The organism is Pseudomonas sp. E315 (genome assembly GCF_055406205.1).
This window is the reverse complement of record NZ_JBUZPJ010000019.1, coordinates 19,110-41,856: the sequence shown is the minus strand read 5'-3', so window position 1 is coordinate 41,856 and position 22,747 is coordinate 19,110. Positions and strand designations below refer to the sequence as shown.

The window sequence follows — 22,747 nt, the reverse complement described above, 5'->3', positions numbered from 1 at the left end:
CGCACACTATTAAGGAGAATTATTCATGGCACTTTCCCTTTCCAAAGGCGGCAATCTGTCCCTGACTAAAGAAGCTCCGGGGATGACTAAAGTCCTCGTGGGCTTGGGCTGGGATGCTCGCTCCACTGATGGCCAGGACTTCGACCTTGATGCGAGCGCATTCCTGCTCAAGGCTGACGGAAAAGTCCGCGCCGACTCCGATTTTATTTTCTACAACCAGCTTAAAAGCGTAGATGGCTCAGTTGAGCACACCGGTGACAACCGTACTGGCGAAGGCGACGGCGATGACGAGGCGATCAAGGTCGACCTGTCTAAAGTCCCTGCCGATATTGACCGTATCGCTTTCACGGTAACCATCCATGAAGCTGAAGCGCGCAAGCAAAACTTCGGTCAAGTGCGCAATGCGTTCATCCGTATTGTGAACCAGGACACTAACAGCGAAGTTGCTCGTTATGACCTGGCTGAAGATGCCAGCACTGAAACCGCGATGATTTTTGCTGAGTTGTATCGTAATGGCGCTGAGTGGAAGTTCCGCGCTGTAGGTCAAGGCTTTGCCGGTGGCCTAAAGCCGTTGGCCGAAAGCTACGGCTTGAAATTTTAATCAGTACCCCATCAACTTTTCATATAAGGGTTCATGAACATGGCAGTAAGTCTGAGTAAAGGCGGCAACGTTTCCCTGACCAAAGAAGCTCCGGGCCTGACCGAAGTGGTTGTGGGTCTGGGCTGGGACCCGCGTGTTACTGACGGCCAGGAGTTCGATCTGGACGCCTCGGTGTTCATTGTTGGCGAGAGCGGCAAAGTGCTGAACGACGGTAGCTTTGTGTTCTACAACAACAAAACCTCACCAGACGGCAACGTCGTGCACCAGGGCGACAACCGTTCCGGCGCAGGCGAAGGTGACGACGAGCAAGTGAATGTGAACCTGGCGGGTCTGTCGCAAGAAGCCAAGAAGTTGGCCTTTGCTGTGACCATCCACGAAGCTGAAGGCCGTAAGCAGAACTTCGGCCAGGTATCGAATGCTTACATCCGCGTTCTGAACAAGGCTGACGGCAAAGAACTGGCACGCTTTGACCTGAGCGAAGACGCTTCGACTGAAACCGCGATGGTTTTCGGCGAGCTGTATCGCAATGGCGAAGAGTGGAAGTTCAAGGCAATCGGCCAAGGTTTTGCCGGCGGCCTCGCGCCATTGGCTTCAAACTTTGGCGTTAACCTGGGCTAAACCTCAGCGTTACTACAAAGGCCCTTCCCGGTAGCGGGGAGGGCCTTTTTTGTGGGCGTGAATCGGCGCTCATAGGCCATCGTTGGGGACTCTCACAAATCCATCGTGTGCAACATGTTGCGCATAAAAATGGACCTTCCTCTCAAAAAAGTGACTGGGACTTAGTCATTAATGGGTGAAGGGGGGCTGCAAGATGTTGCACGCTAATGCGCAAGAGGTTGCGCAATTTTGATCGAATGAGTGGGCTGAACGTTAAATAATTGTCTCGATTTGATTGTAACTTATTGATTTATATGGATTATTTTCTTGTTGGTATGGGTTTTGAACTCACCTTGATGTCTCGCAAGCCTTTGTTTTGGGAGAAGCCCATCATTTCAGCAAGGAGAGTTTTATGGCTACACCAGCCTATATGTCCGTTACAGGTGAAAAACAAGGTCTGATCACTGCTGGTGCTTTCACCGCAATGTCAGTGGGTAACACTTACCAAGAAGGCCATGAAGATCAGGTGATGGTTCAGGCTTTTAGCCATCAGGTCATCATTCCCCGCGACCCTCAATCAGGGCAGCCAACGGGTCAGCGTATCCACAAAGCATTGTGTATCACCAAGGTGTTTGATAAGGCTTCGCCTCTATTGTTAGCGGCGCTCACCACGGGCGAAAAAATGACTGAGGTGATTATCAAGTGGTATCGAACCTCGATTAAAGGCAACCAAGAGCTTTACTACACCACGAAGCTTGAAGACGCGATCATCGTTGAAATCAAGGATTACATGTACAACTGCCAAGACAAGGCGAATGAGCATTTCACCCACCTTGAAGACGTGCACTTTACCTATCGGAAAATCACTTGGACTCATGAGGCATGCGGGACTTCTGGTTCCGACGATTGGCGTACACCGGCTGTTGGCTAAGTTCATACATTCATAACAAACCCTCGGCCCGCTTTGCGGGCCGAGGTCGTTGGTAGGTGGCTCTGTATGTTTAAACTTAAAGTGCCGTTGAGCGAAGGCCTCCCCTCCGAGTTCAATTGGCAAGGCTGCACCGGGTTGTTGTTAGACGCTGTGCGTATGAACCTATTGCCCCATGAACTGGAGCAATGGACCAACCCTTGGGTGTATGAGCCTTTGTATACGGCCCCCAACATGCCTGGCCTCGAAGACCTGTCGCCCAGGGTGATAAAAATCGACAACCCGCAACACCCGGTGCTGCAACAGTTTTTGGCCCATAGCCATGAAGAATGGGGCTATTTATTGTCGGGTGATGGCACTTGGCAAGCGCTGGTTCAGCACTTGCGCTGGTTGACCCGAGTGCGTTTGCCTCATGGGCAAGATGTGTTTTTACGGCTGGCAGACCCTTCGGTCGCCCATGCCGTTCTCAGCCATCGAGAGCATGAAGCCGATGCCACGCTGTTCGGCCCGTGCACGCAAATACTCATTCCAGATGGCGCGCTTGATACGTGGTATTTGCACCCACGGCCCGGCCCTGCACTCGTCGCACAACACGAGTCGCCCTACCTGTTTAGTCAGGCGCAAACCCGTGTGCTGGATGACGTGCAGTTTCGTAATACGGTGATGAGGCTTGATCAGCACATGCGCCATTACTTTGCGCACTATCAAGTCGATGCCACGCCTGCCCAACGTTGGGAGCATCTGCAAACGTTGGCTGTTCGAGCGTACGAGCACGGGTTTGAAAGCGAGCTCGATATCACCCTTTACGCCAACATTCATGGCTACCTCGGTGAAAAAGCCCTGCAAGTTCACCCCGACCTTGATGAAGCCTTAAGCCTTGTTTCGTCTCTCACGCCCGCCCAACGGGTTGCAAATGTTGCCGAAGTTGCCAGATGCCGGGCACTAGGCCTGCGAGAACCTGATTAATGTCGGCTGCTTTCTTCCCTAAAAATCCAAACAATGTCAGCAAAAGCCGTGGCAACGCCAGAAGCAGCCTAGGCATTTGCCCGCTGACTCAGGCAAAGGTGCAACTCATCCCGCTGGGCATTCGTTTGCTGCGCGATGGCTGGCTGTACGTGATTGAAGGCAGCACGGGTATTTTGTCCGAGTACCGCGTGCTGGATGGCCTGGTCAACGCCATGTTCGGGCAAGGCGAGAAGGTCGCCGTGGATCAGCGTACTCAGCCGATCAACACGCCGAGCCTGATTTACGACAAACGCAGCACCCTGCATGTGAGCTATGCCGAGGCCTAGTGGACGGCAAAAAATGCAGCCAAGTGTTGAACGCCACCAGCGATCGCGATCGCTTTATGCAGGCCGTGAGCCTGAGCCACATTGATTGTCAAAAAGGTGGCTCGCATCTGCTGACTCGTGACATGGCTGAGCACTGGCTAGCTGAAGTGGCGACGGAGCGATTGGACGCTGCCCAACCGTTTGGTGGAATGGGAGATAAAACGCATCGCCAAAGTGGGCCGTCGAGTGTTGCCCGCGGCAATGCGTGAATGGTTAGAACCCTTGCCACCCGCACAGTGGGCCAAACCCAGCAGCGAGTTGATGAGCCTGAGCGCGAAGGTCAAAGCCTTGATCAAACGCGACCCTCGGCGACCAATTACCGAAGTGTTTGCGGCTCTGTATCGCAGCCAACCCCACTCCCCACGCAGGAGGTAAAGCAGGATTTTTGTGTGCTTGGCCGCTAAGTAGTCACTGCGGTGCTCTAGGTCAAGCCTTTGCCTCTGTATTGGGCTTGGCCCCCGTAATGCTTGCCTTGCGCTGCTTTTTTTACGCTGATAGGGTGCTCCAATAATAATTATTACTGGCAGTGTCTCGGTGGCTTGAGCGGGGCACAAAGAAGGAAAGCCATATGCAGATTCAATCCCACGACACGGCGGATGTGGATCAGCAACTCGTTATTGCGGGTTGGCAGGAGCATTACCAGCAAATGTCTGCGGGGCATTTTCATGGCGCCGTTGTGCATATGGAACTCAATGGCATTGAGGCGTACGAAGAGCGCATGAATACGCGCATTGAGCAGTACTTTCATGCGCCCGCAAACGCTTTGGTGTTCAGTTTCGATACGAGCAGTGGCTCGTTGTATTTACTCAACGAAGACACTCAAAACACCTGGATCACCCCCGAAAACTATCAAGAAGTGGGCGTGGTCATTGGCCCTCAACACGTCAAACAACTCGCTAACTTGAGTTGCCTCGATGGCTTGTTCTTAACGCCATTGGTGTCTCAGCAAAGTCAGGTATTTGGCCGTTGGCTAAGCCGCAGACTGCAGCAACTTGCGGCCCAACCCTCGGCAGGTGTGGAGGAGGGGCTGGCGCAACAGTTGGTCGATGATTGTTTGTATGTCCTCGATTGTTCAAGCCAGGCGCCCGACCGCGCTAGCCAAAAAGATCTGGCCCATGACCGACGCCTTATTCAGAGGGTTTTCGATCTGGTCATGACCTGCCCGCAAGATCACTTTGATGTGCTGCATCTGGCCAAGGGTGTCGGGGTTTCTGTGCGTCAGTTACAGCACAGCTTTACCTCGTTTACAGGCGTATCGCCCAGCCAGTGGCAGCGCTTGCGCCGGTTAAATTTCGCCCGTCGGGACTTATTGCGTTTGTGCCCGGCGCAGACCAGCGTGGCGGAAGTCGCCATGCGTTGGTCCTTTTGGCATTTGGGGCGCTTCTCTCAGGCGTATCGCAGTTTGTTTGGCGAGTTGCCCAGCCAAACCTTGTTGCGGCCTCGCTAGGCTGATGTGACGTTCTGTCTGCCCCAAAATGGAGCGTTAAGAAAAGCGCAAATCGGATAGAAGCCTACTGGCTCCCGATTGCACTATCGCTTTGCAGCATGGAATTGAGCCGTCACGTGGCGCTCGGTCAAATTCCTGTAGAGGCATTATGAAAGGCAATCTGGCCCCACTCAGCCAATGGCTAAAAGAACAAAAAATCACTGAAGTTGAGTGCCTGAGCTCTGATTTAAGTGGCATTGCGCGGGGCCAAATTTCGCCGACCAACATTCTCCTCAATGAGCACGGCATGTGCCTGCCTGAGAGTGTCTGGTTGCTAGCCGTTAAGCGAGTTGGGCATAAAAACTACAAGCAGGTGATCAGCTCTTGAGAGCGTGAGTTCCTGCTGTATCGCGTGTAAAGGCAGCGGGTGCGCCTGAGCACATTCCAAAATGGACTCACAAAAGGACATATGGATGAAAGGCATCGCTCTGAAATTGACGTTTACGACCCTCTGCGCATTGGCTGGCCAAGCGTCTGCCCAAGAGGTGGTCAATATCTATAACTGGACGGACTACATTGCCGAGGACACGCTGACAGACTTTCAGCGCGATACGGGCATCAAGCCGATTTACGACGTGTTTGATTCCAATGAAACGCTGGAGGGCAAGCTGCTTGCTGGGCGTACCGGTTATGACGTAGTGGTGCCGAGTAACCACTTTTTAGGGCGGCAGATCAAGGCGGGGGTTTTCCAGAAGCTCGACAAGTCACAGATTCCTAACTGGAAGAACCTTGATCCGGCGTTGCTGGCGCGACTGCAAGTCAACGACCCGGGCAATGAATATGCGGTCCCCTACCTGTGGGGCACCAATGGCATCGGCTACAACGTCGACAAGGTCAAACAGGTGCTGGGCATCGATAGCATCGACTCCTGGAGTGTGTTGTTTGAGCCCCAGAACCTGAAAAAACTTAAAAGCTGTGGTGTTGCCTTTATGGACTCCGCAGACGAAATCATGCCTGCGATGCTCAATTACCTTGGCCTCAACCCACGCAGTCTGGAGCTTAAGGACTACAAGGTCGCCGAGAAAAAGCTTGCTCCTCTGCGGCCATACATCAGCTATTTCCATTCATCCAAGTACGTGACGGACCTGGCCAACGGCGACATCTGTATTGCCTTTGGTTACTCGGGTGATGTGTTCCAAGCGATCAATCGCGCCAAGGAAGCAGGCAATGGAGTGAACGTTGCCTACATCGTTCCCAAGGAAGGCGGCAACTTGTGGTTTGACATGCTGAGCATCCCGGCCGATGCCAAAAACCCTCAACAAGCCCACGCCTTCATCAACTACCTGCTCAAGCCTGAGGTGATTAGCAATATCAGCGAGTACGTGGGTTACGCCAACGCCAACACCCAAGCCACGGCCTTGATGAGTGATGAAATTACCCACAACCCGTCGATTTACCCACCCGAGTCGGTGCAAGCCAAACTCTATGTATCGTCTGAGCTGCCACCAGAACTGATGCGCTGGATGACGCGCTCGTGGAACAAGTTCAAGTCCGGTCGTTAAACCTTGTGCCGGGTGCGTAGGTGCCCGGCAACTGAGCAGGCAGTTTTTATGACGTCCATGATGTCTTTACCGCAGACCTATTACAGCGCCACGCGCAACCTTCAACTCAATTGCCCGCCGCTCGAGGGGCAGGCGCAAGCAGATGTGTGCGTGATTGGCGCCGGTTTTACCGGGTTGAATACGGCCATTGAACTGGCTGAGCGAGGCCATTCAGTCATCGTGTTAGAGGCGCATCAAATTGCTTGGGGGGCCACGGGGCGTAATGGTGGTCAGTTAATTCGTGGCGTTGGTCACGACCTTGGTGCGCACGAAAAATACATCGGCCGCGAAGGCGTCAACGTGCTTGGGCATTTGGGACTGGACGCGGTTGATCTGGTGCGTCAGCGCATAGACAAGCATCACATTGACTGCGACTTGCGTTGGGGGCACTGCGAGTTGGCTAACACTGCTCGACACTTTGAAGGCCTGATTGCCGAACAAGCGTCACTTAAAGCGCTGGGCTACAGGCATAACATCGAGCTGGTTGAGCGTGCGGATATGCACCGGGTGGTCAGCTCTGATCGCTATGTAGGCGGGCTGATTGATGAGGGTTCGGGGCATTTGCACCCGCTCAATTTGGCGCTGGGCGAGGCTAAAGTGGCTCAGCAGTTGGGGGTTCAGTTATACGAAAACAGTGCAGCGATTCGAATCGACTATGGCCGCCGCATTCGCGTACACACAGCCAACGGCGTGGTTCACGCCAACACGCTGGTGCTTGCCGGTAATGCTTACTTAGGGGATTTGGCGCCTGCACTCAGCGGCAAGGTTTTGGCCGCGGGCAGCTATGTGATCGCCACTGAGCCCTTGAGCCAAGACTTGGCTCAAACCTTGATCCCCCACAACCGTGCGTTATGTGATCAACGCATAGGGCTTGATTACTATCGGCTGTCGGCAGATCGACGAATGCTGTTTGGTGGCGCCTGCCACTACTCGGGGCGCACGCCCAACGACATCGCCGCTTACATGCGCCCCAAAATGCTTGAGGTGTTCCCTCAGTTGGCGGGCAAGCGAATCGACTTTCAGTGGAGCGGGATGATCGGCATCGGAGCCAATCGGTTGCCGCAGATTGGCCGCTTGCAGGCTCATCCCAACGTGTTTTATGCCCAGGCTTACGCGGGGCATGGGATCAACACCACACACATGGCTGCGCGATTGGTTGCGCAAGCCATCAGCCTTGAACAAAGCCGAGGTTTCGACTTGTTTGCCAGCGTGCCGCACCTGACTTTTCCTGGCGGTAAATTGTTGCGCTCGCCGCTGTTGGCAATGGGCATGCTTTGGTATCGACTCAAGGAAATGGCGGGGCATTGATCTGGCGGCAAACACGTTTGAGTCGGGGTTGAAGGGCACGCACTCGGTGGGTGGATAGTCGCCACTGAGTGTGTAGCCCTTAAAAAAGCTCGAAATCTTTTGAGCAATAAGCATGATGTTGCGCGCGGCCCAGGCCGAGTTCGGTGCTGATGAGGTTGGCAAGTTGCTCGTTGCCCAAGTCGTTAAAGTGAAGACGATCAACAAATAAAGTTTCGTTGAACACGGGGGACTTTTTGAGCAGCTCGTTCATGTCCAGGCACTGAATGCTCTGCGCTTTGGCCTGAATCTGGTTAAAAAAGGGGGCGTGGACCTCTTGGCCTAATACGCCGCTAAACAGTCGATAGAAGTTATTGGGGCAATGGTCGATGGCGTGAAACACCGCTTCTTCAATGGGTGTCAGTCGATCTCGGCACCAGTGCGAGAGGGGTTGCAGCACAAAGCTCAAGGTTGCATCGCTGCCCGACAGCAGCAGCTTCCACTGTGTAAGCGCGTCTGCAATGGACTGCGTTGCACGTTCGAGTCGTTCATCCAGGCAGATGCCTTCGTCGCTCATCACTTTATCTGCCGGGTTTGTATCGAACAGCGCACGTTTACACCGTTGCCACCAAGTGCTCGTGCCTTGTGGGGCGAAGGTGTTTTTTTTGCGCAGCAGGTCTTCGTTAAACCTGTTCATGTAGTGCTGGAACTCAAGAGAGTAGTAGTAACCCCCATGTTCGCTGGTGAACTCTTGCGCAGTGCCCTCCAGCGCCAGCGTATTGATACCGCTGAGTACGACCACGTGGCCGATATCCCCCAAGCGCCGTTGGTGCATCAAGAACATCAGGATTTCTTGAGTGGCGTTGTAGCCATGCCCGGCAAAATTTAGCCACACCTCACCGGTCAGCTTGTTGAGCCGCGAAGCCACGGTAAATTTGTCCCGCGAGGCGCCCACCCCCAAGGCCGTGGAGCCGCCGACGAGCAAATTGATCTTCCCGCGCAGGGGACGTTCGGCAACGGAAAAACGCACTCCATTTAGCTCGCTGTAACGAAACCCCAGCGCATCGGTATTGATTGCCTTGGAGCGAAAGTTCTTCTCATGAAAGTGCATGGTGTAGGGCACCCAGCGAGCGCCCACGTGCAGCAAACTGTCGTAGTCCCGAATCTGAGGGGTCCACTTATAGACCTCTTGTACTGCCTGGTAATGATCCAGAACGAGCTGGTCAGTCGAGCGCATAGTGGCTTCTCCACTCAGTGTCTTGGGGCCATTGAAGTTGCTTGGCCAGAGCGCCAGCCGTACTGGCGTTAAACCAGAGCTGTTTGAAGCAGCAGTTCACGCACGTTGTAGATCAGCCCCAATAGCGCAATCAGTAATAACGCGACGCCCGAGCAGCGAGTAATCAGCCGCTGGTTGGTGCTGTTCAGCACTTTGCCGATGATCAGGATGTAGGCGCCCAGAACCAACAAGTCGATGACCACCCAAAGCAGTGATAACAGCACCAGGCTGCGTTCCGACGAGGTGGTGATCTGGATGAATTGCGGGAAGAAGGACAGGAAGAAAATGATGTCTTTGGGGTTGGAAATACCGACCAAAAAACCATTCAATAGCCCGCCGCGCCGGGAGTCTTTTACTGTGGTGGATGCGTCAGGTGTTGCACTTGCATCCTTCAGCGTGCCGATGGCCACATACCCTATGAACAGGCATCCCAACAGGCTCAACACGTTCAGCAGCATGCTGTTGATCGCCGCGCTGCTGATGATGATGTACGAGGCCAGAGCAATCAGCACCAAGGACGCCCAGTTGGTGCCCAGTGCGGTGAAAAATGCTTTTCGCGGGCCAGAGATGCTGGCGGTATTGATCACCAGAGCGACTACCGGGCCCGGCGTTGCGATCAACAGAAAGACTGTAATGATGTAAGTGAGTGTCAGTGCAGTATTCAAGGAGTGTTCGCCTTGGTGGAGTGTTTAAGGTTCATGTGGAAAGGGCATTGCGCATGGGTCAGCGAGCCGGGCTCCTCCAGTTGGTATTGCTTGAACTCAAGGCTTCCGGGCTCACCAAAAACACCGAGCGAAAGAGACAACGCCCCTTCGTTGTAGGCCTCGGCTCGCGCTCGAATGCGTGCGCGAATACGTTGCCCGCTAATAGAGTCGCCAGCGGCCACGTGATCAAAATTCTCGCGGGGGTTGATGACGAAGACGATGTGCGGCCCTAAGTTGCGGCTTTTCATCAGCCGGTGAGAAGGGAAGCTCATGTTGATAAAAAGGGGCATGCCCTTGAAGCAGAACGACCACTGCTCACTGTGCAGGTCGGTTGCGACTGCATCAGGCCAAGGGCTGGTGTCTTCGTCGTGCAGCTGTTGTAACAGGTGCCAGGCATACGCTTGTTCTTCGGCAAGTGAAGGAAAGTTGTTCTTTTCAAAAAAGATAACTAAGGGTTTGCCGATTCTCTGTTTAAGTGTCCACGACGATGTGTGTTCGATGTAACGGCTCAAACCCGCGATTAAATCAGTGCTAGCGTATTGTTCGCTGACGAACACTATTTCTACACTTTCATTGTTTACGGATTTTTTTGCGAATAGGCACGGAAAGTTATCCTGCTTAACCGTTGATTCAAATGCGCTCAGTGCCGCGGTCATCCAGGTGTGTTGTTCAAGTGGAGTTGTTTCATCGTATACATTGATGGCCACTGTGCTAAGGCATCGTCCATAAGCGGTCAGCATTTGAACTCCATGCGGCAGGTATAAAAAGATATAAGTGTCTGTATTTTATTAGGAACAGAATTCTGGGCGACGTGACTCGCCTTTGTAAAACGGGTTATGTTGTGGCCTACTATTAGCCAAACTCATGGTAGAGGCTCCTATGACTGAACGGATACCCGCGCTTTACGCACTGCGAGCCTTTGAAGTGGCCGCGCGTTTTTGCTCCTTCAGCAAGGCTGCCCACGAGCTTTCTGTCACTCAAAGTGCTGTTAGCCACCATGTCAAAACCCTTGAAGTTCTGTTTGGCTGCAATCTGTTTGAACGTCGGGGACCAAAACTCACGCTCACAGAGCAAGGCCGCATGTTATCCAGCGAGCTAAAAACAGGATTTAAAATTATTGAAAATGCCTGTGAGTTGTTAAAAGTTGATCACAACCGTATTCGCCTGAAGGCACCGTCAACATTAACCATTCGCTGGTTGCTTAAAGCGCTGGATAATTTTAAAAAAACAAACAGTCAATATTCTGTTCAGATTTCCAGTGTGTGGATGGATATTGATGAAGTTGACTTTTATTCCGAGCCTTATGATTGCGCGATTCTTTTGGGGACAGGTAATTTTGGCCCCGACATGGAAAGTTTTAAGTTGTTTGATGAATGGTTAATTCCGGTGTGCAGCCCGGACTATAGTCAGCGTAATAACCCGACCTTAACGCAGCTCAATGAGTGCGACTTGCTGCACCCTTCTACCGACCGCAGAGACTGGCGCCGTTGGCTGAAAAAAATGGAGGGGCTGGACACGATCAATCTTGAGCGCGGCCAGTTATTCGACACCCTCGATCAAGGCATCGCTGCCGCGTTGCAAGGGCTGGGTATTTCAGTGGCTGACTTAGTGCTGGTGAGTCAGGAGGTTGAACACGGTCGGCTACACCTTCCTTTTCAGAGTGCCGTGGCCACGGGAGATGGCTATTACATGACGTGGCTCAAGGGCAGTCCAAAAGTGAAGCAGATGAATCAATTGCGTGAGTATTTGTTGACGCAGATTCCTTCGTTGTCCACACACACCCTTCACTATTTGAGCTAAGCGCTGCCAGCGGGGGCGTCAGCCACAACCGCCCAAGGCTTAAAGACCAAGAGCGGCGTGCAGCGAATTGGCCCAGTGAGCGGCTTACTTCAAGCTTTTTAGGTAAGCGATCAGGTGCTCACGGCTTTGAGTATCGGCCTGGCCCGGGTACATCATCATGTTGCCCGGCAGCAGGGTCGCCGGGCTTGCTAGCCACTTGTCCAGGTTCACTTCACTCCACTGCAATTTGGCATTTTGCAGGGCGGCGGAATAAGTAAAGGCTGGCGCCGTGGCGGCAGCGCGACCGAATACGTTGTGCAGGCTGGGGCCCATTAAATTCTTGCCCGCATCGGGGCTGTGACAAAAACCGCATTGGGTGGCGAACAGCGCTTTGCCCTGTGTGGCATCTCCCTGTGCCTGAGCGAAAGTAGCCGCTAACAGCAGGGCGCTGGCGGCAAAAAAGGGTGTGAAGTTCATTGCGTTTCCTACCAATAAAAACAGCTGCGCCAGAGTGGATCTGGCGCAGGCATCAAGACCAATCAGAATGGGTTGGCGAGGTCGATCCCGGATTTGCCGGGCGCCAGAATGTTGTTCGGGTCCAGGGCGCGCTTGATGGCATGTTCAAGTTTGCGTTTGACCGGGCCGTAGCTCTGCGCCACACGTTCCTGGAAGGCCGTATTGACGCGGTAAACGGCGTAGCCTTCTTTCTCGAAAACATCCAGCAGCTCAGCGAAGCAAGCATTGGCGCGCTTGGTTTCTTGCGGGTTGGTGCGGTCGTACAGCACGTCGATGACGTGGTGCATGTCGCGCCAGCCAACGATGAACTCGCCGACGTAATCCAGGCCGTACTTGTTGAGGGTTTTTTTGGCCAGCGCTTGCTGTTTGTCGCACTCGCTGCCTCGGGCCTGGCTGACCGGCGCGAACCACATCGAACCACCGCCGCCCCGCCAGTTGTAGAGACCAAACTCTTGCAGGTTCGGCACCCCTGACATCAGTTGCGCGCGGTATTTGAAGGGCTGAGTGTCGCCGGCTTCTTCTTGGGTGACGATTCGGCCTTTGCCCAGTTGTTTGAGGGCGCCGGTGACGATATTCCAGTTGACGTCCACTTGCTCCTGAGTGCCGTACAGGGCGGCGTAAACGTTCCAGGCACCCAGGTTTTTGTCTTTTTGGATTTGCTTGAGAATCGCGTCCGAGGTGGCACCCGGCTCAAGGGTGTAATCGGAGCGGCGAGTGTTACAGGTGGAGGCTTCCCAGAGCACGCCAGCAATCACCACCGAGTTGGGGATAACTTGGGCGATACGCAGCGGCCGGATAAATTCGACGATTTCGGCGATGTCCGATTCGTTCTCGAATTTGATTTCGAATGGCTTGAATACGGGAGGTTTTGGCATCAACCAAAAGCCCATCTTGGTGCAGATGCCGTAATTGGCTTGGGTGAACATGCCGTCCAGCGTTGGGCCATAGCCCCACTTGAAGACTTGCCAAGCATTGTCGCCTTTGACTCCGCCCATGCCGGTTCGGTAAACATCGCCGTTGGCCAACACCACTTCCATGCCGCACTGCATCAAAAAGTGTTCGCCATAAGGCGTGTAACCCACGCCGCGGTCCATCGTGTTGCCCAGCGGGCCTGCAATAGCTGAAGGCGCAGAGAACGACAGCATCAGCGGCAGGTCATGTTCCTGGATGTAATCGTAGAGCTGCTGATAGGTCACGCCGGGTTCGACCAGCGCGGTACATAGCTGTGGATCGACGTGGAGGATTTTGTTCATTTTTTTCAGATCGAGAATGATCTGACCACGCTGACCGGGCGCTGCGGAGCCGTAGCCGAAATTACGGCCTGTCGAGATCGTCCACACCGGGATCTTGTGTTCGTTGCAGATCTTCACCACGCCCTGCACCTGTTCGACCGTGGTGGCGGTGACGGCAGCGGACGGTGTGTGTTCGGCGTTATCCACGGCCATCATGATCTTGGTGTAGGGGATCAGTTGATCGTCCTTGATCAGCACGTTGTCTTCGCCGAGTAAGGCGCGGAACTTGGCAATGGCTTGCTCGAAGTTAGCGGCGTCGACGCCACGTGGAAGCAGAGTCTTGTTGGTGGGTTCAGTCATCTGGAGAATTCCTTCAAGCTTCGATCGAGAACGAAACGAAATGGCCGGTCAACGGCGATTCACGGCTGGCGATTTGCGGGGCCTGACCGAGGTTGGCGGTGCCTAGGGCGGCGAGGGTGTAACCCAACGTGGCCGCCCATTGCTCAGAGGCTGCCTTGTTGCGCGTCAGTGCCGACACTTGCAACGGCGTTTGTTGGCCGTGGAAACGCTGTTCGCTAAGGCTGAAACCAGCACCACAAGCGTTGAGGTTTAGCCCAAGCTGCGGGGCGCAGCCGCTGGCGGCCTCGGCGCTGAGCAGGCGATGGTGCGAGGTTTGCGCTGTGGCGCGGTGCTCGCCGAGCCATTGCACACGAGCGCCTGCACTGCGCGCCTGATCAATGATCAGTGCGCCTGTGGCATCGTCGACCAAGCCGATGATGCGTTGCGACTGGCCGCTGCTGAGGCGTTTTTCCAGACCCAGAATGAAGTCCAGGCTCAGGTCGGTGCGTTGCAGCTTGACCTGCTTGGCCGCTGGGCTGGCGTTGATGCCCTGAAGGAAGGCCGACTCGGCCACTTCGCCACTGACCAGCGCCAAGGTCGGCAATGCGTGTCGAGCTTGAGCGCCTAACGCGCTGTTGGCCATGCTCAGGCCTGAGCTGGTCACGACCACACCGGCCATACCGCTCAAGGCCATGCCTTTAAGCAGTAAACGACGTTCAATATTCATCGCGTACTCCTTAAGGCTTGGCCGCTGGCACTGGGGATTTTGAAATGTAGTCGGCCACTTGTTGCAGCGCATTGTCGTCAATGAACGACGCGGGGAAGGCCGGCATGGCACGAAAACCGTTACGCACGACGGCCGTGATGTAAGGCGCTGGCAGTTGCCGGCCCTTGAGAACCGGCCCGACCAGGTTTTCGTGACAGTGACCGCACACTTTGGCGTACACGTTTTCTCCGCCTTTCCATACGCCGTCGCCATCGGCAACAGCGTTACTAGCCAGCATCATCAACGGCAGGGCAAGGCAGGCAGCCAGGGACTGTTTCACAGCTGAGCTGCTGAGGAGTAAAGACATTTCGAACTCCATATTCTTATTAGTTGTGAGGTGCCGTAGTTCGAGTCAGAACGGATACGGTCTTGGGGCGTGTTGCAGGGTGATCCAGTGGTCGGTGGTGAATTCTTCAATCGCCCAGTCGCCATTGAAGCGTCCAAGCCCTGAGTTTTTTTCGCCGCCGAAGGGGGCGTTGGGTTCGTCGTTGACCGGGATGTCGTTGACGTGAGTCATGCCCGCGTGGATGCGCTGGGCAAACTGCACGCCGCGCTCCAGATTGGAGGTGAATACAGCGCTGGACAGCCCATATTCGCTGCGGTTGGCCAGTTCCAGCGCGTGCTCGGCGTCGCGTGCCGATTGAATGCCCACCAGCGGCCCGAAGATTTCTTCATGGGCAATGTCCATGTCGGCAGTGACGTTGCCAAACACATGCGGCGGCAAGACGTTGCCTTGGGCATCACCGCCCACCAACAGCGTGGCGCCTTCGGCTTTTGCCGTGGCGATTTTGTGTTGCAGGCCTGCTAACTGCTTGCTGTTGATGATCGGGCCGATAACAGTTTCAGCTTTGCTGGGATCGCCGTAGGGCAGGGCTTTGACCCGCTCAACGAAACGCTGAGTAAACACCTCCAGCAGCGGCTGCTCGACGATGATGCGATTGATCGCCATGCAGATCTGGCCCTGATGGAGAAACTTGCCCACCACGGCAGCGTTAACGGCTTGCTCGACATCGGCATCGGCCAACACGACGAAGGGGCTGTTACCGCCCAACTCCAGTGCAACGTGTTTGAGGTGCTCGCCGCCGCTGGCGATGCGCCCGATGTTGCGTCCCACTTGAGTCGAACCTGTAAACGAAATAAACGATGGCACTGGGTGCTCGACGAAGGCGTCGCCAATTTCGGCACCGGAGCCGACCACTACGCTGAGCAGGCCTTTGGGCAGCCCGGCTTCTTCGAAAATGCGAGCGAGCAGCAGGCCGCCGGTCACGGGCGTGTCACTGGCAGGTTTGACCACCACCGCGTTGCCCAGCGCCAAGGCGGGTGCCAGCGAGCGTGCGGTCAGGTGCAGGGGGAAGTTCCAGGGGCTGATGACACCGATCACGCCCAGCGGCACGCGATAAACACGGCTTTCTTTGCCGGGAATGTTGGAGGCCAAAATGCGGCCATGCACACGGCTTGGCAGGCTGGCTGATTCAAGCGTGATGGCCCGCGCGGCGCCCCATTCGATTTGTGCCTTAATGCGGGTGCTGCCGGACTCGCGAATGATCCAGTCGATGATTTCGTCACGGCGCTCATCAAAGATTCTTACGGCGTTGAGCAAAACCTGACCACGACTGGCAGGCCCTTGAGCGGCCCAAGCGACTTGGGCTTCGCGTGCCTTTTGATACGCCTCATCAAGATCCGCACGATTGGCCAGCGTGATCGTCAGCAAGTGTTTTTGAGTGAAGGGGTCGCACACCTCAAGCTGACGATCGCCGCTTGCGACGCGCCATTGCCCGGCAAGGGGTTGCAGCTCAAGGTTTTGATAAGCAGGAGGGCTGATATTCATGTCGAGTTCACTTTTAGTTGTTTTATTAACAGTGCGCTTAACCTGAGATAACAACTATCGTGCCAAGCCGTATAGTTTTATTTATTCCTTTAAATATCAATAGGTTGTAGTTGTTATGAGGTAAGCGCGTTACATCGAATATAGACATGACAGCCCTCAGTGCAGAATTTTGTGCAGAGGATGCTGCAGGTTGCTGAAAGCTCAGCGCTGATGGCTTTCGATCTAATCTGTGCGGTTATCGGGCGAATGCAGGTCGCAAGGCGAGGGCTCGGCCACTGACAGATTGACCGGGCGGGTGGTCTGGGCATACTGAAACGCTTAATTGACTGCCACTTGTTGACCCTTATGACTCGTGCCACGCCGAACAAAAATAATCGCCCTGATGATGTGGATTTTCTTAAGCAGATGCTGGGCCGCCAAAAGCGTTTGATCGTCGACCGCGCCAGCCAGTTTGGTGCCAGCGGCTTACCTTCGGCCGAACAATTGGCCGAAACCGTGGCTTTCTCCCCTCAAGACGGCAGCATCTGGTTATGCGGCCAGCGCGTGATGTTGCTGCAAGGTTCTGCATTCGGGGCTATTCGCCGCGAGCTGATCGAAGCGCTGGGGTTTGACAAGGCGCGCGGCCAGCTCACCCGCATTGGCTGGCAGGCCGGGGCGCGGGACGCCGCTCAAGTCAGCGAGCAATGGCCTGACGGCGATCACGCCAGCCTGTACAGCGCCGGGCCTCGGCTGCACATGCTTGAGGGCATGGTCAATGTTGAGGTGGTGCGCTTTGAGATCGACTCGGGCATTGGCCACTTCTATTCCGAATTCTTTTGGCACAACTCGTTGGAAGACGATGAACACATCGCCGCCTATGGCCTGGGGGACGAGCCGGCTTGCTGGATGGAGATTGGTTATGCGAGCGGTTACGCCTCTTCATTGCTCGGTCGGCTGGTGGTGTTTCGCGAGCAAGAATGCCGTTCGATGGGCCACAAAGCCTGTCGCATTGTCGGCAAGCCTGCTGAGCAATGGGACGATATTGACGTTGATCTGGCGTACTTGGACCCGAGTGATTTTCTGAGCCGCAGTACTTACGCATCCGGCATTGAAACCACTGTTGCCACGCTGCAAGAGCCGGTTGATGGCGAGCCGCTGGTGGGAATTTCGGCGGCATTTGTTGCTGCCAGCCAATTGCTGCAACGGGTTGCCTCGACTCAGGCGACAGTACTGTTGACCGGCGAATCGGGGGTTGGCAAAGAGTTGTTTGCCCGAACGCTGTATCAAGCCAGTTCTCGGCCGCACATGCCGCTTGTTGCACTCAACTGCGCGACCTTGCCGGAGAACCTGGTGGAGGCCGAATTATTTGGTGTGGAGCGTGGAGCTTTTACAGGGGCGGAGCGTTCGCGCCCCGGGCGCTTTGAGCGCGCCCACGGCGGGACGCTGTTCCTCGACGAAATAGCCACCTTGAGCCTCAGTGCGCAGAGCAAGATTTTGCGCGCCTTGCAAGAAGGTGAAATTGAGCGGGTCGGTGGCACGGCGCCTATTAAAGTGGATGTTCGGGTTATTGCTGCGACCAACCTGAACTTGCGCCGCGAAGTCGAGGCCGGGCGTTTTCGCGAGGACTTGTTCTATCGACTGAACGTGTTCCCCATTCACTTGCCGCCGTTGCGCGAGCGTCGCGAAGATATCCCGTTGCTGATGAGTTACTTTTTGCGTCATTTCAGCCGCCGTCATGGGCGCCACGTCGCGGGCTTTAGCACGAGGCTGGTGAACGCGCTGCTGACTTATCGTTTTCCGGGCAACATTCGAGAGCTGCAAAACCTGATCGAGCGTGGCGTGATTGCGGCCGGTGATGGCGAGGTGATCGACATGGTGCATTTGGCCGAGGCTGGCGCACCGTTAATGGCAACGGCCATTGGCCTGACCCCCGAGGGGCGTTTGTCGGCGGGTCAGCGCCATGATGAGGGGGTAAATGACGATCAGTTACCGGTGCCACCCACTGACGAAGAGGCCGCTGATGCCCTTCGTGAGCCAGTATTGGAGAGCCTGCAAGCCTTTGTATCTGGACGCCAACGGGTGTTGAACATTTCGCTGGAAGAAATCCAACAGCGTTTGGTTCACCTGGCGTTGGAGCGTTCGGGTGGCAACATCACGGCCGCCGCGCAGATGCTCGGCATGAGCCGTGCGCAGGTCAGTTACCGCCTCAAGGGAAGCTAGATCCGCGAGTGGCTTGGGTTAAAAAACGCCCCGTGGGGGCCATGCTGTTCACTTATACAAACCGACATCTGTAGTAGGCGCGAGCGTGCTCGCGAAGGGCATCAACGATAACGCGTGTTTGTTGGATAAACGCGATGACCATGAGCACTTCGCGAGCACGCTCGCGCTTACAAAAGCCCTTAACAGCCTTACCCTGAGCGGGGCGTTTTTATTGGGCCGCGCAGGGGCTTGGCTCAGAGCGCGACGGTGAACTTCAGCCAGTAAGCCTGACCATCAGTGCGGTTGCGTACGCCGGACTCATCTTGCCATTTGGCGCTTAAAAACCAGCCATCCTTACTGGCGTATTGAATCGCCGGGCCAATGGAAAAAGAACGGCCACGGTTGCCGTCGGCTGCATCGACTGCGGCTGAAGCGGCGCAATGGGATGCGCCGCACCGGTCATCGCTCACTTGCTGGTAAGCGTGGCCTCCGACGCCCAGTACCCAGCCGTTGCCCACGCCCCAACCGAGTGTGTAATCGGCATGAAGCTCGCGGCCAGACTGGTAGTGGGTGTCCTGATTTTTGAAGTTGTAGTCGTACATCAAGCGCACATCGGCATTGAAACCTTGAGGGTCCATGTAGGTCATGGCATACACCGCTTGGACGGTGTAGTAGTTAGTGCCGAGGTTAATCAGGTCGTTCTTGTCGTACTCACCGCCGGTTGGCAGTACGAAGTCGACACCCGCAGCGGTATGAAACTTGTCGCTGTGATGGAACCCGATTACCGGCCCGAGGTGTGCGTCGCCAATGCCTCGTTTATGGTCGTGCGGGCCGTTTTTGATGTTCAGCCGCATGTCATTGAGTGGTAGCAGGGCGTGAAAGCCCAGATTGCCGCCGAGCACTTGCTGCTCGGTCACCCAGACAAACCGTGGCACCAAGGTGGTGACACGCAGGTCGATGCTGGCCACTTTGTCGCCTGCGTTATCGCGCAGGCTGTCGGCCAAATAGTTACCCACAAACAACTGCCCATAGGTGCCGGGCGGCGGCAGAACGCCCATGCCGTAGTTTTCAATACCCATCGGCCAAGACGATACACCGCCTTCAGTCGCCTGAACCAATGACGCGCTGCCCGACAGAAACAGGCCAGCACTGAACACAAGAGAAGTGCAGCGAGAAGATCTCTGAAACATGAGAAGCCCAACCTTTTTATTGTTATGAGCGGTGCGGAAAATAAAGATCCGCCCTGTGGCTTCTCAACAATCGTGCCAATTCATTAAGTTTGTTTTTTATGTTTTAAATCAAAGAGATAAAAGCCCACATAAATCTTATGCCCGCGTCAGCGAAGATTTTTATTAAGGGAATTCGGCTTGCTGCGCAAAGTTATAAGGCTTCAGGCCTAAAAATATGACCCGCGGTGTTTTGGTGAGGCGTTGGCGTTTGATCCGAAGGACGCAGTGCTCTTAGGGTGGCATAAGCACTTGAGCCTTATTGATCGTGATCTGGCTGGCCCGGCTATTAGCTTTTGCGCCCATAAAAAACGCCCCAATAAAGGGGCGTTTCAACCAGGCCTGTAACGAGCAGGCCGCGTTGGGACTCAATTAGCTGTTCGAGCAACCGTTACCCATCACGCTGTATTGCATGACGTGTTCCTGACCTTGATGGTCGAGGTAAATCATTTGCACTGACACGACGCCGCAAACGTCTGGTACAGGGTCTTGGTGAATCACTTTGGCGATGTCCAAGTGCGAGCCATAGGTGTATTGCTCAACAGCAGGTTCTTCAGCAAAAGCCATTTGGCTACCCAGCATTACAAAAGAAGCGGCAACCAAGGTTTGAAGCAGTTTCATGTTCAATGTCCCAACGATGCAAACGATTAACGTCTTCAGTCGATCTAGCGAGGCCGAAGGCTCTACGAAACGTGGAGGGTGGTTTGCTTGGACCCTGAAGAGTTTGCGTTTCGTGGCTTTGTTTGGAAGCTGGGTTTAGTTTATGCCGATGGCTTTTTGGATAAATCCCAAAGATGGGAAATCATTGTTGGAGAATCAGTAACAATGAGGCCGGCGACTTCATCGGCCCACAGGGTGTAGCCCCAAGCTCGTCACTTGGGGCGTTTTAATTGACGTGGGCAGTATGATTTAAATGACGTGAAAACCATGAGTGGCATCACGGCCCAGTTGCTCAACCAAGCCAAATTCCCAGTCCAGATAAGCCTGCATCGCCGCATGAGGGTTATCGGTGCCCTCATAAGGTCGGCGGTATCGGTCTGTACGCGCCACAGCCAAGCGAGTTTCACCTTCTTCTAAGGGCAAACCACTGGATTTCCACGCCTGATTACCCTTGTTCAATACAAACACGGGTTTACCGGTCAGTTTCTCCAGTTCGTTGACTGCATAGCGCGCTAGCAAGCTGCTGCCACAGGTAACCACATAGCGTTGCGCGGCTGGAACCTGCTCAAGTGCGTGCGCCAGTTGGGCGCGCACGGCCCACCACGCGCCCGGAATATGACCTTTGACGTAATTGGCGCTGGTGGTGAAATCCAGCACTTGGGTATCGCCTTCAACCAGCCATTGGTTCAGGGTTTCAGGGGCAATGTATTCGGCTTGAGGGGCGGGCGGTACGTCAGGTGACCATGCGCCGGTGACGTTAAAAGCGGACGTATCAATGCCCTCCAGAACCTGAACCGACCAGCCCATCTGGGCAAGCCAGGAACCGGCCATGTTGGCGCGCACACCGTCATCATCAATCAGAACAATCCGCGCACCGCGCACGCTGGCGAAGTGATCGGTTTCTTGCACCAATTGCCCGCCCGGCGTGGAGCGTGAACCGTGTACATGGCCGTGGACATACTCTTCAGGGCTGCGCACATCAAACAAGTAAGTGGTACGGGTTTGATCCGCTTGCCAGGCAGACAATGTGGCTTGATCAATGCGGCCAACGCCGGCTTTATCTGCCAAAGCGCGAGCGCGTTCCCCGATGGCCTGGCGTTGTGCGGCATTACCTGCCGGGCTCAGGCTACGTTGCTGGCCATGTTCAAGGCTCAAACCTGCCAGCGTCCAGCCAATGGTGCCGTTGCGCAGCGCATGCACAGGGTTGGGAATACCGGCATTGACCAAGGATTGAGTACCGATAAGGCTGCGAGTACGGCCCGCGCAGTTGACGATAATCGGCGTGTCAGGACTCAAGCCGAGCGCTGCCACTCGCAATACGAGTTCGCCTCCCGGCACGCTTTGGCTGCCGGGAATATTCATGGTCTGGTACTCATCAAACCGCCGGGCATCCAGAACCAGCACGTCGTCCCGCTGCTTCAACAGTTCATTCACTTCTTCAGCGGCCAATGACGGCGTATGACGCTGCGCTTCAACCAATTCGCCGAAGGCTTTGCTGGGCACGTTAACGTCGATGAACAGCTCACCACCGCCATCAATCCAGCCTTTTAAGCCGCCTTCGAGCAATGCCACATTGCTGTAACCCAAGGTTTTCAAAACCTGCACGGCTCGCTCGGCCAAGCCTTCACCGTTGTCATAAACAGTCACTTGCGTATCGAGCCGAGGGATGCGTGGCAGCACTTCAATTTCCAAGCGCGATAAAGCAATGTTCGCTGCGAACAAGGGGTGGCCAGTGGCAAACGGCGCCTCCTCACGTACATCAAGCAAAGCGACTTCTTGTTGCTCACGTAAAGCCTCACGGATCTGGGCACCAGTGCGGTGGGCAAATTCACTCATGACTCACTCCTTGGACAAATCCCAGACATTGGGCAAAAAACGATTGGAATAACCGGAAATAAACGACTTCTCGCTGCCATCAAGGGTGTAGGTCGCACGCCGCACAGCGCCGATATTGGCGCCGTAAACGTGGATGCTGATGGAAATGCGGTCCGCAAATGTATTGCTGACTTGATGAATATCCCCCACCCGTGGCGAGACCACCTCGACATCGCCTGGGTTGAGCGTGATCGGTACGCCATCTGCCACAAAACCTTGCGCCGAGGCACTGAAGCCTTGCGACTGCTCGCTGCCGCGCAGCATGCCAATCAACCCCCATACTCGGTGATCATGAATCGGTGTGCGCTGGCCGGGGCCCCACACAAAACTCACTACGCTAAAGCGCCCCAAGGGGTCGGCATGAAGTAGAAACTGTTGGTAGCGATCGGGGTCGGGTTGTGCAAATTCACTGGGCAGCCAATCGTCATGGCTGACCAGGCTTTTGAGTAACGCACTGCCCAGCTCGACCACGGCCGGTTCGCTGAGGTTTTTTTCCATCAGCCGGCTGAAATCTTCGATAAAACCCCGCAAACGCGCTAGGTTGGCAATCGGCTCACTCATCGGACAATCCTGCATCTAAGGTGGTGACACCTTACACAA

The 22,747-nt window shown here is 55.0% G+C and carries 24 protein-coding genes and 1 pseudogene; 13 read left to right on the top strand and 12 right to left on the bottom strand.

Annotated elements, in window-relative coordinates:
• The first annotated feature begins 25 nt into the window (after positions 1-25).
• The 11 genes and pseudogenes from ACZRJQ_RS20585 (at position 26) to ACZRJQ_RS20535 (ending at position 7,792) form a co-directional block, all read left to right on the top strand.
• Positions 26-601 (top strand): TerD family protein, encoded by a 576-nt coding sequence (locus ACZRJQ_RS20585; protein WP_463980143.1) that lies wholly within the window; start codon positions 26-28, stop codon positions 599-601.
• A 39-nt stretch (positions 602-640) separates the two neighbouring features.
• Positions 641-1,219: a TerD family protein gene (locus ACZRJQ_RS20580; RefSeq protein WP_463980142.1), complete on the top strand. Its 579-nt coding sequence runs from the start codon at positions 641-643 to the stop codon at positions 1,217-1,219.
• 391 nt (positions 1,220-1,610) lie between these two features.
• Positions 1,611-2,129 (top strand): Hcp family type VI secretion system effector, encoded by a 519-nt coding sequence (locus ACZRJQ_RS20575; protein ID WP_463980141.1) that lies wholly within the window; start codon positions 1,611-1,613, stop codon positions 2,127-2,129.
• A 66-nt stretch (positions 2,130-2,195) separates the two neighbouring features.
• Complete coding sequence (locus tag ACZRJQ_RS20570; protein WP_463980140.1) at positions 2,196-3,092, top strand: DUF4123 domain-containing protein; 897 nt, start codon at positions 2,196-2,198, stop codon at positions 3,090-3,092.
• Positions 3,092-3,418, top strand: coding sequence for a toxin VasX (locus ACZRJQ_RS20565; RefSeq protein ID WP_463980139.1), 327 nt, complete (start codon positions 3,092-3,094; stop codon positions 3,416-3,418). Before ACZRJQ_RS20570 ends, ACZRJQ_RS20565 begins: the two co-directional genes overlap by 1 nt.
• Positions 3,418-3,666 (top strand): hypothetical protein, encoded by a 249-nt coding sequence (locus tag ACZRJQ_RS20560; protein ID WP_463980138.1) that lies wholly within the window; start codon positions 3,418-3,420, stop codon positions 3,664-3,666. The genes ACZRJQ_RS20565 and ACZRJQ_RS20560 overlap by 1 nt, the downstream gene beginning before the upstream one ends.
• Complete coding sequence (locus ACZRJQ_RS20555) at positions 3,659-3,832, top strand: hypothetical protein (protein ID WP_463980137.1); 174 nt, start codon at positions 3,659-3,661, stop codon at positions 3,830-3,832. The genes ACZRJQ_RS20560 and ACZRJQ_RS20555 overlap by 8 nt, the downstream gene beginning before the upstream one ends.
• Before the next feature lie 193 nt (positions 3,833-4,025).
• Positions 4,026-4,904 (top strand): helix-turn-helix domain-containing protein, encoded by an 879-nt coding sequence (locus tag ACZRJQ_RS20550; protein ID WP_463980136.1) that lies wholly within the window; start codon positions 4,026-4,028, stop codon positions 4,902-4,904.
• A gap of 148 nt (positions 4,905-5,052) precedes the next feature.
• Positions 5,053-5,226 (top strand): annotated as a pseudogene (locus tag ACZRJQ_RS20545) (glutamine synthetase); the annotation flags it as partial.
• A gap of 130 nt (positions 5,227-5,356) precedes the next feature.
• A complete protein-coding gene (locus tag ACZRJQ_RS20540; RefSeq protein ID WP_463980135.1) occupies positions 5,357-6,445 on the top strand; it encodes a polyamine ABC transporter substrate-binding protein in 1,089 nt (362 codons plus the stop codon).
• A gap of 48 nt (positions 6,446-6,493) precedes the next feature.
• The gene (locus ACZRJQ_RS20535; RefSeq protein WP_463980134.1) at positions 6,494-7,792 is read left to right on the top strand and encodes an NAD(P)/FAD-dependent oxidoreductase; all 1,299 of its coding nucleotides are present in this window, start codon (positions 6,494-6,496) and stop codon (positions 7,790-7,792) included.
• Between the two features lie 79 nt (positions 7,793-7,871).
• Here the strand turns inward: ACZRJQ_RS20535 and ACZRJQ_RS20530 are convergent, their stop codons facing one another.
• The 3 genes from ACZRJQ_RS20530 to ACZRJQ_RS20520 all read right to left on the bottom strand — a co-directional run bounded on the left by ACZRJQ_RS20530 (position 7,872) and on the right by ACZRJQ_RS20520 (position 10,488).
• The gene (locus ACZRJQ_RS20530; protein WP_463980133.1) at positions 7,872-9,005 is read right to left on the bottom strand and encodes an SGNH/GDSL hydrolase family protein; all 1,134 of its coding nucleotides are present in this window, start codon (positions 9,003-9,005) and stop codon (positions 7,872-7,874) included.
• Between the two features lie 68 nt (positions 9,006-9,073).
• Positions 9,074-9,709 (bottom strand): LysE family translocator, encoded by a 636-nt coding sequence (locus tag ACZRJQ_RS20525; protein ID WP_463980132.1) that lies wholly within the window; start codon positions 9,707-9,709, stop codon positions 9,074-9,076.
• The gene (locus ACZRJQ_RS20520) at positions 9,706-10,488 is read right to left on the bottom strand and encodes a YqcI/YcgG family protein (RefSeq protein WP_463980131.1); all 783 of its coding nucleotides are present in this window, start codon (positions 10,486-10,488) and stop codon (positions 9,706-9,708) included. The genes ACZRJQ_RS20525 and ACZRJQ_RS20520 overlap by 4 nt, the downstream gene beginning before the upstream one ends.
• Positions 10,489-10,627: 139 nt before the next feature.
• Between ACZRJQ_RS20520 and ACZRJQ_RS20515 the strand changes: the two genes are divergently transcribed.
• On the top strand, positions 10,628-11,548 hold the full coding sequence (locus ACZRJQ_RS20515; protein ID WP_463980130.1) for a LysR substrate-binding domain-containing protein: 921 nt from the start codon (positions 10,628-10,630) through the stop codon (positions 11,546-11,548).
• 84 nt (positions 11,549-11,632) lie between these two features.
• On the opposite strand, the gene ACZRJQ_RS20510 is transcribed toward ACZRJQ_RS20515, so the two are convergent.
• The 5 genes from ACZRJQ_RS20510 to pchA all read right to left on the bottom strand — a co-directional run bounded on the left by ACZRJQ_RS20510 (position 11,633) and on the right by pchA (position 16,208).
• Positions 11,633-12,004, bottom strand: coding sequence for a c-type cytochrome (locus tag ACZRJQ_RS20510; protein WP_463980129.1), 372 nt, complete (start codon positions 12,002-12,004; stop codon positions 11,633-11,635).
• A gap of 62 nt (positions 12,005-12,066) precedes the next feature.
• Positions 12,067-13,635, bottom strand: coding sequence for an FAD-binding oxidoreductase (locus ACZRJQ_RS20505; protein WP_463980128.1), 1,569 nt, complete (start codon positions 13,633-13,635; stop codon positions 12,067-12,069).
• 13 nt (positions 13,636-13,648) lie between these two features.
• On the bottom strand, positions 13,649-14,341 hold the full coding sequence (locus ACZRJQ_RS20500) for a hypothetical protein (RefSeq protein ID WP_463980127.1): 693 nt from the start codon (positions 14,339-14,341) through the stop codon (positions 13,649-13,651).
• Between the two features lie 10 nt (positions 14,342-14,351).
• Positions 14,352-14,687: a c-type cytochrome gene (locus ACZRJQ_RS20495; protein ID WP_463980126.1), complete on the bottom strand. Its 336-nt coding sequence runs from the start codon at positions 14,685-14,687 to the stop codon at positions 14,352-14,354.
• 45 nt (positions 14,688-14,732) lie between these two features.
• Entirely contained in the window at positions 14,733-16,208 is a 1,476-nt protein-coding gene (gene pchA, locus ACZRJQ_RS20490) for a 4-hydroxybenzaldehyde dehydrogenase (protein WP_463980125.1), read from the bottom strand.
• A gap of 345 nt (positions 16,209-16,553) precedes the next feature.
• Here pchA and ACZRJQ_RS20485 point away from each other — a divergent pair, with 345 nt between their 5' ends.
• The gene (locus tag ACZRJQ_RS20485; RefSeq protein ID WP_463980124.1) at positions 16,554-18,407 is read left to right on the top strand and encodes a sigma 54-interacting transcriptional regulator; all 1,854 of its coding nucleotides are present in this window, start codon (positions 16,554-16,556) and stop codon (positions 18,405-18,407) included.
• 233 nt (positions 18,408-18,640) lie between these two features.
• On the opposite strand, the gene ACZRJQ_RS20480 is transcribed toward ACZRJQ_RS20485, so the two are convergent.
• The 4 genes from ACZRJQ_RS20480 to ACZRJQ_RS20465 form a co-directional block, all read right to left on the bottom strand.
• The gene (locus ACZRJQ_RS20480; RefSeq protein WP_463980123.1) at positions 18,641-19,576 is read right to left on the bottom strand and encodes a SphA family protein; all 936 of its coding nucleotides are present in this window, start codon (positions 19,574-19,576) and stop codon (positions 18,641-18,643) included.
• Between the two features lie 408 nt (positions 19,577-19,984).
• Entirely contained in the window at positions 19,985-20,194 is a 210-nt protein-coding gene (locus ACZRJQ_RS20475) for a DUF2790 domain-containing protein (RefSeq protein WP_463980170.1), read from the bottom strand.
• A gap of 327 nt (positions 20,195-20,521) precedes the next feature.
• Positions 20,522-22,108 (bottom strand): rhodanese homology domain-containing protein, encoded by a 1,587-nt coding sequence (locus ACZRJQ_RS20470; RefSeq protein WP_463980122.1) that lies wholly within the window; start codon positions 22,106-22,108, stop codon positions 20,522-20,524.
• 3 nt (positions 22,109-22,111) lie between these two features.
• Positions 22,112-22,708: a cysteine dioxygenase family protein gene (locus tag ACZRJQ_RS20465; RefSeq protein ID WP_463980121.1), complete on the bottom strand. Its 597-nt coding sequence runs from the start codon at positions 22,706-22,708 to the stop codon at positions 22,112-22,114.
• Positions 22,709-22,747: the final 39 nt, after the last annotated feature.

Excerpts from the sequence above, each read along its gene's own strand:
- ACZRJQ_RS20585 (WP_463980143.1), top strand. The coding sequence starts at position 26 with ATGGCACTTTCCCTTTCCAAAGGCGGCAATCTGTCCCTGACTAAAGAA.
- ACZRJQ_RS20580 (WP_463980142.1), top strand. The coding sequence starts at position 641 with ATGGCAGTAAGTCTGAGTAAAGGCGGCAACGTTTCCCTGACCAAAGAA.
- ACZRJQ_RS20575 (WP_463980141.1), top strand. The coding sequence starts at position 1,611 with ATGGCTACACCAGCCTATATGTCCGTTACAGGTGAAAAACAAGGTCTG.
- ACZRJQ_RS20570 (WP_463980140.1), top strand. The coding sequence starts at position 2,196 with ATGTTTAAACTTAAAGTGCCGTTGAGCGAAGGCCTCCCCTCCGAGTTC.
- ACZRJQ_RS20565 (WP_463980139.1), top strand. The coding sequence starts at position 3,092 with ATGTCGGCTGCTTTCTTCCCTAAAAATCCAAACAATGTCAGCAAAAGC.
- ACZRJQ_RS20555 (WP_463980137.1), top strand. The coding sequence starts at position 3,659 with ATGCGTGAATGGTTAGAACCCTTGCCACCCGCACAGTGGGCCAAACCC.
- ACZRJQ_RS20550 (WP_463980136.1), top strand. The coding sequence starts at position 4,026 with ATGCAGATTCAATCCCACGACACGGCGGATGTGGATCAGCAACTCGTT.
- ACZRJQ_RS20540 (WP_463980135.1), top strand. The coding sequence starts at position 5,357 with ATGAAAGGCATCGCTCTGAAATTGACGTTTACGACCCTCTGCGCATTG.
- ACZRJQ_RS20535 (WP_463980134.1), top strand. The coding sequence starts at position 6,494 with ATGACGTCCATGATGTCTTTACCGCAGACCTATTACAGCGCCACGCGC.
- ACZRJQ_RS20530 (WP_463980133.1), bottom strand. The coding sequence starts at position 9,005 with ATGCGCTCGACTGACCAGCTCGTTCTGGATCATTACCAGGCAGTACAA.
- ACZRJQ_RS20520 (WP_463980131.1), bottom strand. The coding sequence starts at position 10,488 with ATGCTGACCGCTTATGGACGATGCCTTAGCACAGTGGCCATCAATGTA.
- ACZRJQ_RS20515 (WP_463980130.1), top strand. The coding sequence starts at position 10,628 with ATGACTGAACGGATACCCGCGCTTTACGCACTGCGAGCCTTTGAAGTG.
- ACZRJQ_RS20510 (WP_463980129.1), bottom strand. The coding sequence starts at position 12,004 with ATGAACTTCACACCCTTTTTTGCCGCCAGCGCCCTGCTGTTAGCGGCT.
- ACZRJQ_RS20505 (WP_463980128.1), bottom strand. The coding sequence starts at position 13,635 with ATGACTGAACCCACCAACAAGACTCTGCTTCCACGTGGCGTCGACGCC.
- ACZRJQ_RS20500 (WP_463980127.1), bottom strand. The coding sequence starts at position 14,341 with ATGAATATTGAACGTCGTTTACTGCTTAAAGGCATGGCCTTGAGCGGT.
- ACZRJQ_RS20495 (WP_463980126.1), bottom strand. The coding sequence starts at position 14,687 with ATGTCTTTACTCCTCAGCAGCTCAGCTGTGAAACAGTCCCTGGCTGCC.
- pchA (WP_463980125.1), bottom strand. The coding sequence starts at position 16,208 with ATGAATATCAGCCCTCCTGCTTATCAAAACCTTGAGCTGCAACCCCTT.
- ACZRJQ_RS20485 (WP_463980124.1), top strand. The coding sequence starts at position 16,554 with ATGACTCGTGCCACGCCGAACAAAAATAATCGCCCTGATGATGTGGAT.
- ACZRJQ_RS20480 (WP_463980123.1), bottom strand. The coding sequence starts at position 19,576 with ATGTTTCAGAGATCTTCTCGCTGCACTTCTCTTGTGTTCAGTGCTGGC.
- ACZRJQ_RS20475 (WP_463980170.1), bottom strand. The coding sequence starts at position 20,194 with ATGCTGGGTAGCCAAATGGCTTTTGCTGAAGAACCTGCTGTTGAGCAA.
- ACZRJQ_RS20470 (WP_463980122.1), bottom strand. The coding sequence starts at position 22,108 with ATGAGTGAATTTGCCCACCGCACTGGTGCCCAGATCCGTGAGGCTTTA.
- ACZRJQ_RS20465 (WP_463980121.1), bottom strand. The coding sequence starts at position 22,708 with ATGAGTGAGCCGATTGCCAACCTAGCGCGTTTGCGGGGTTTTATCGAA.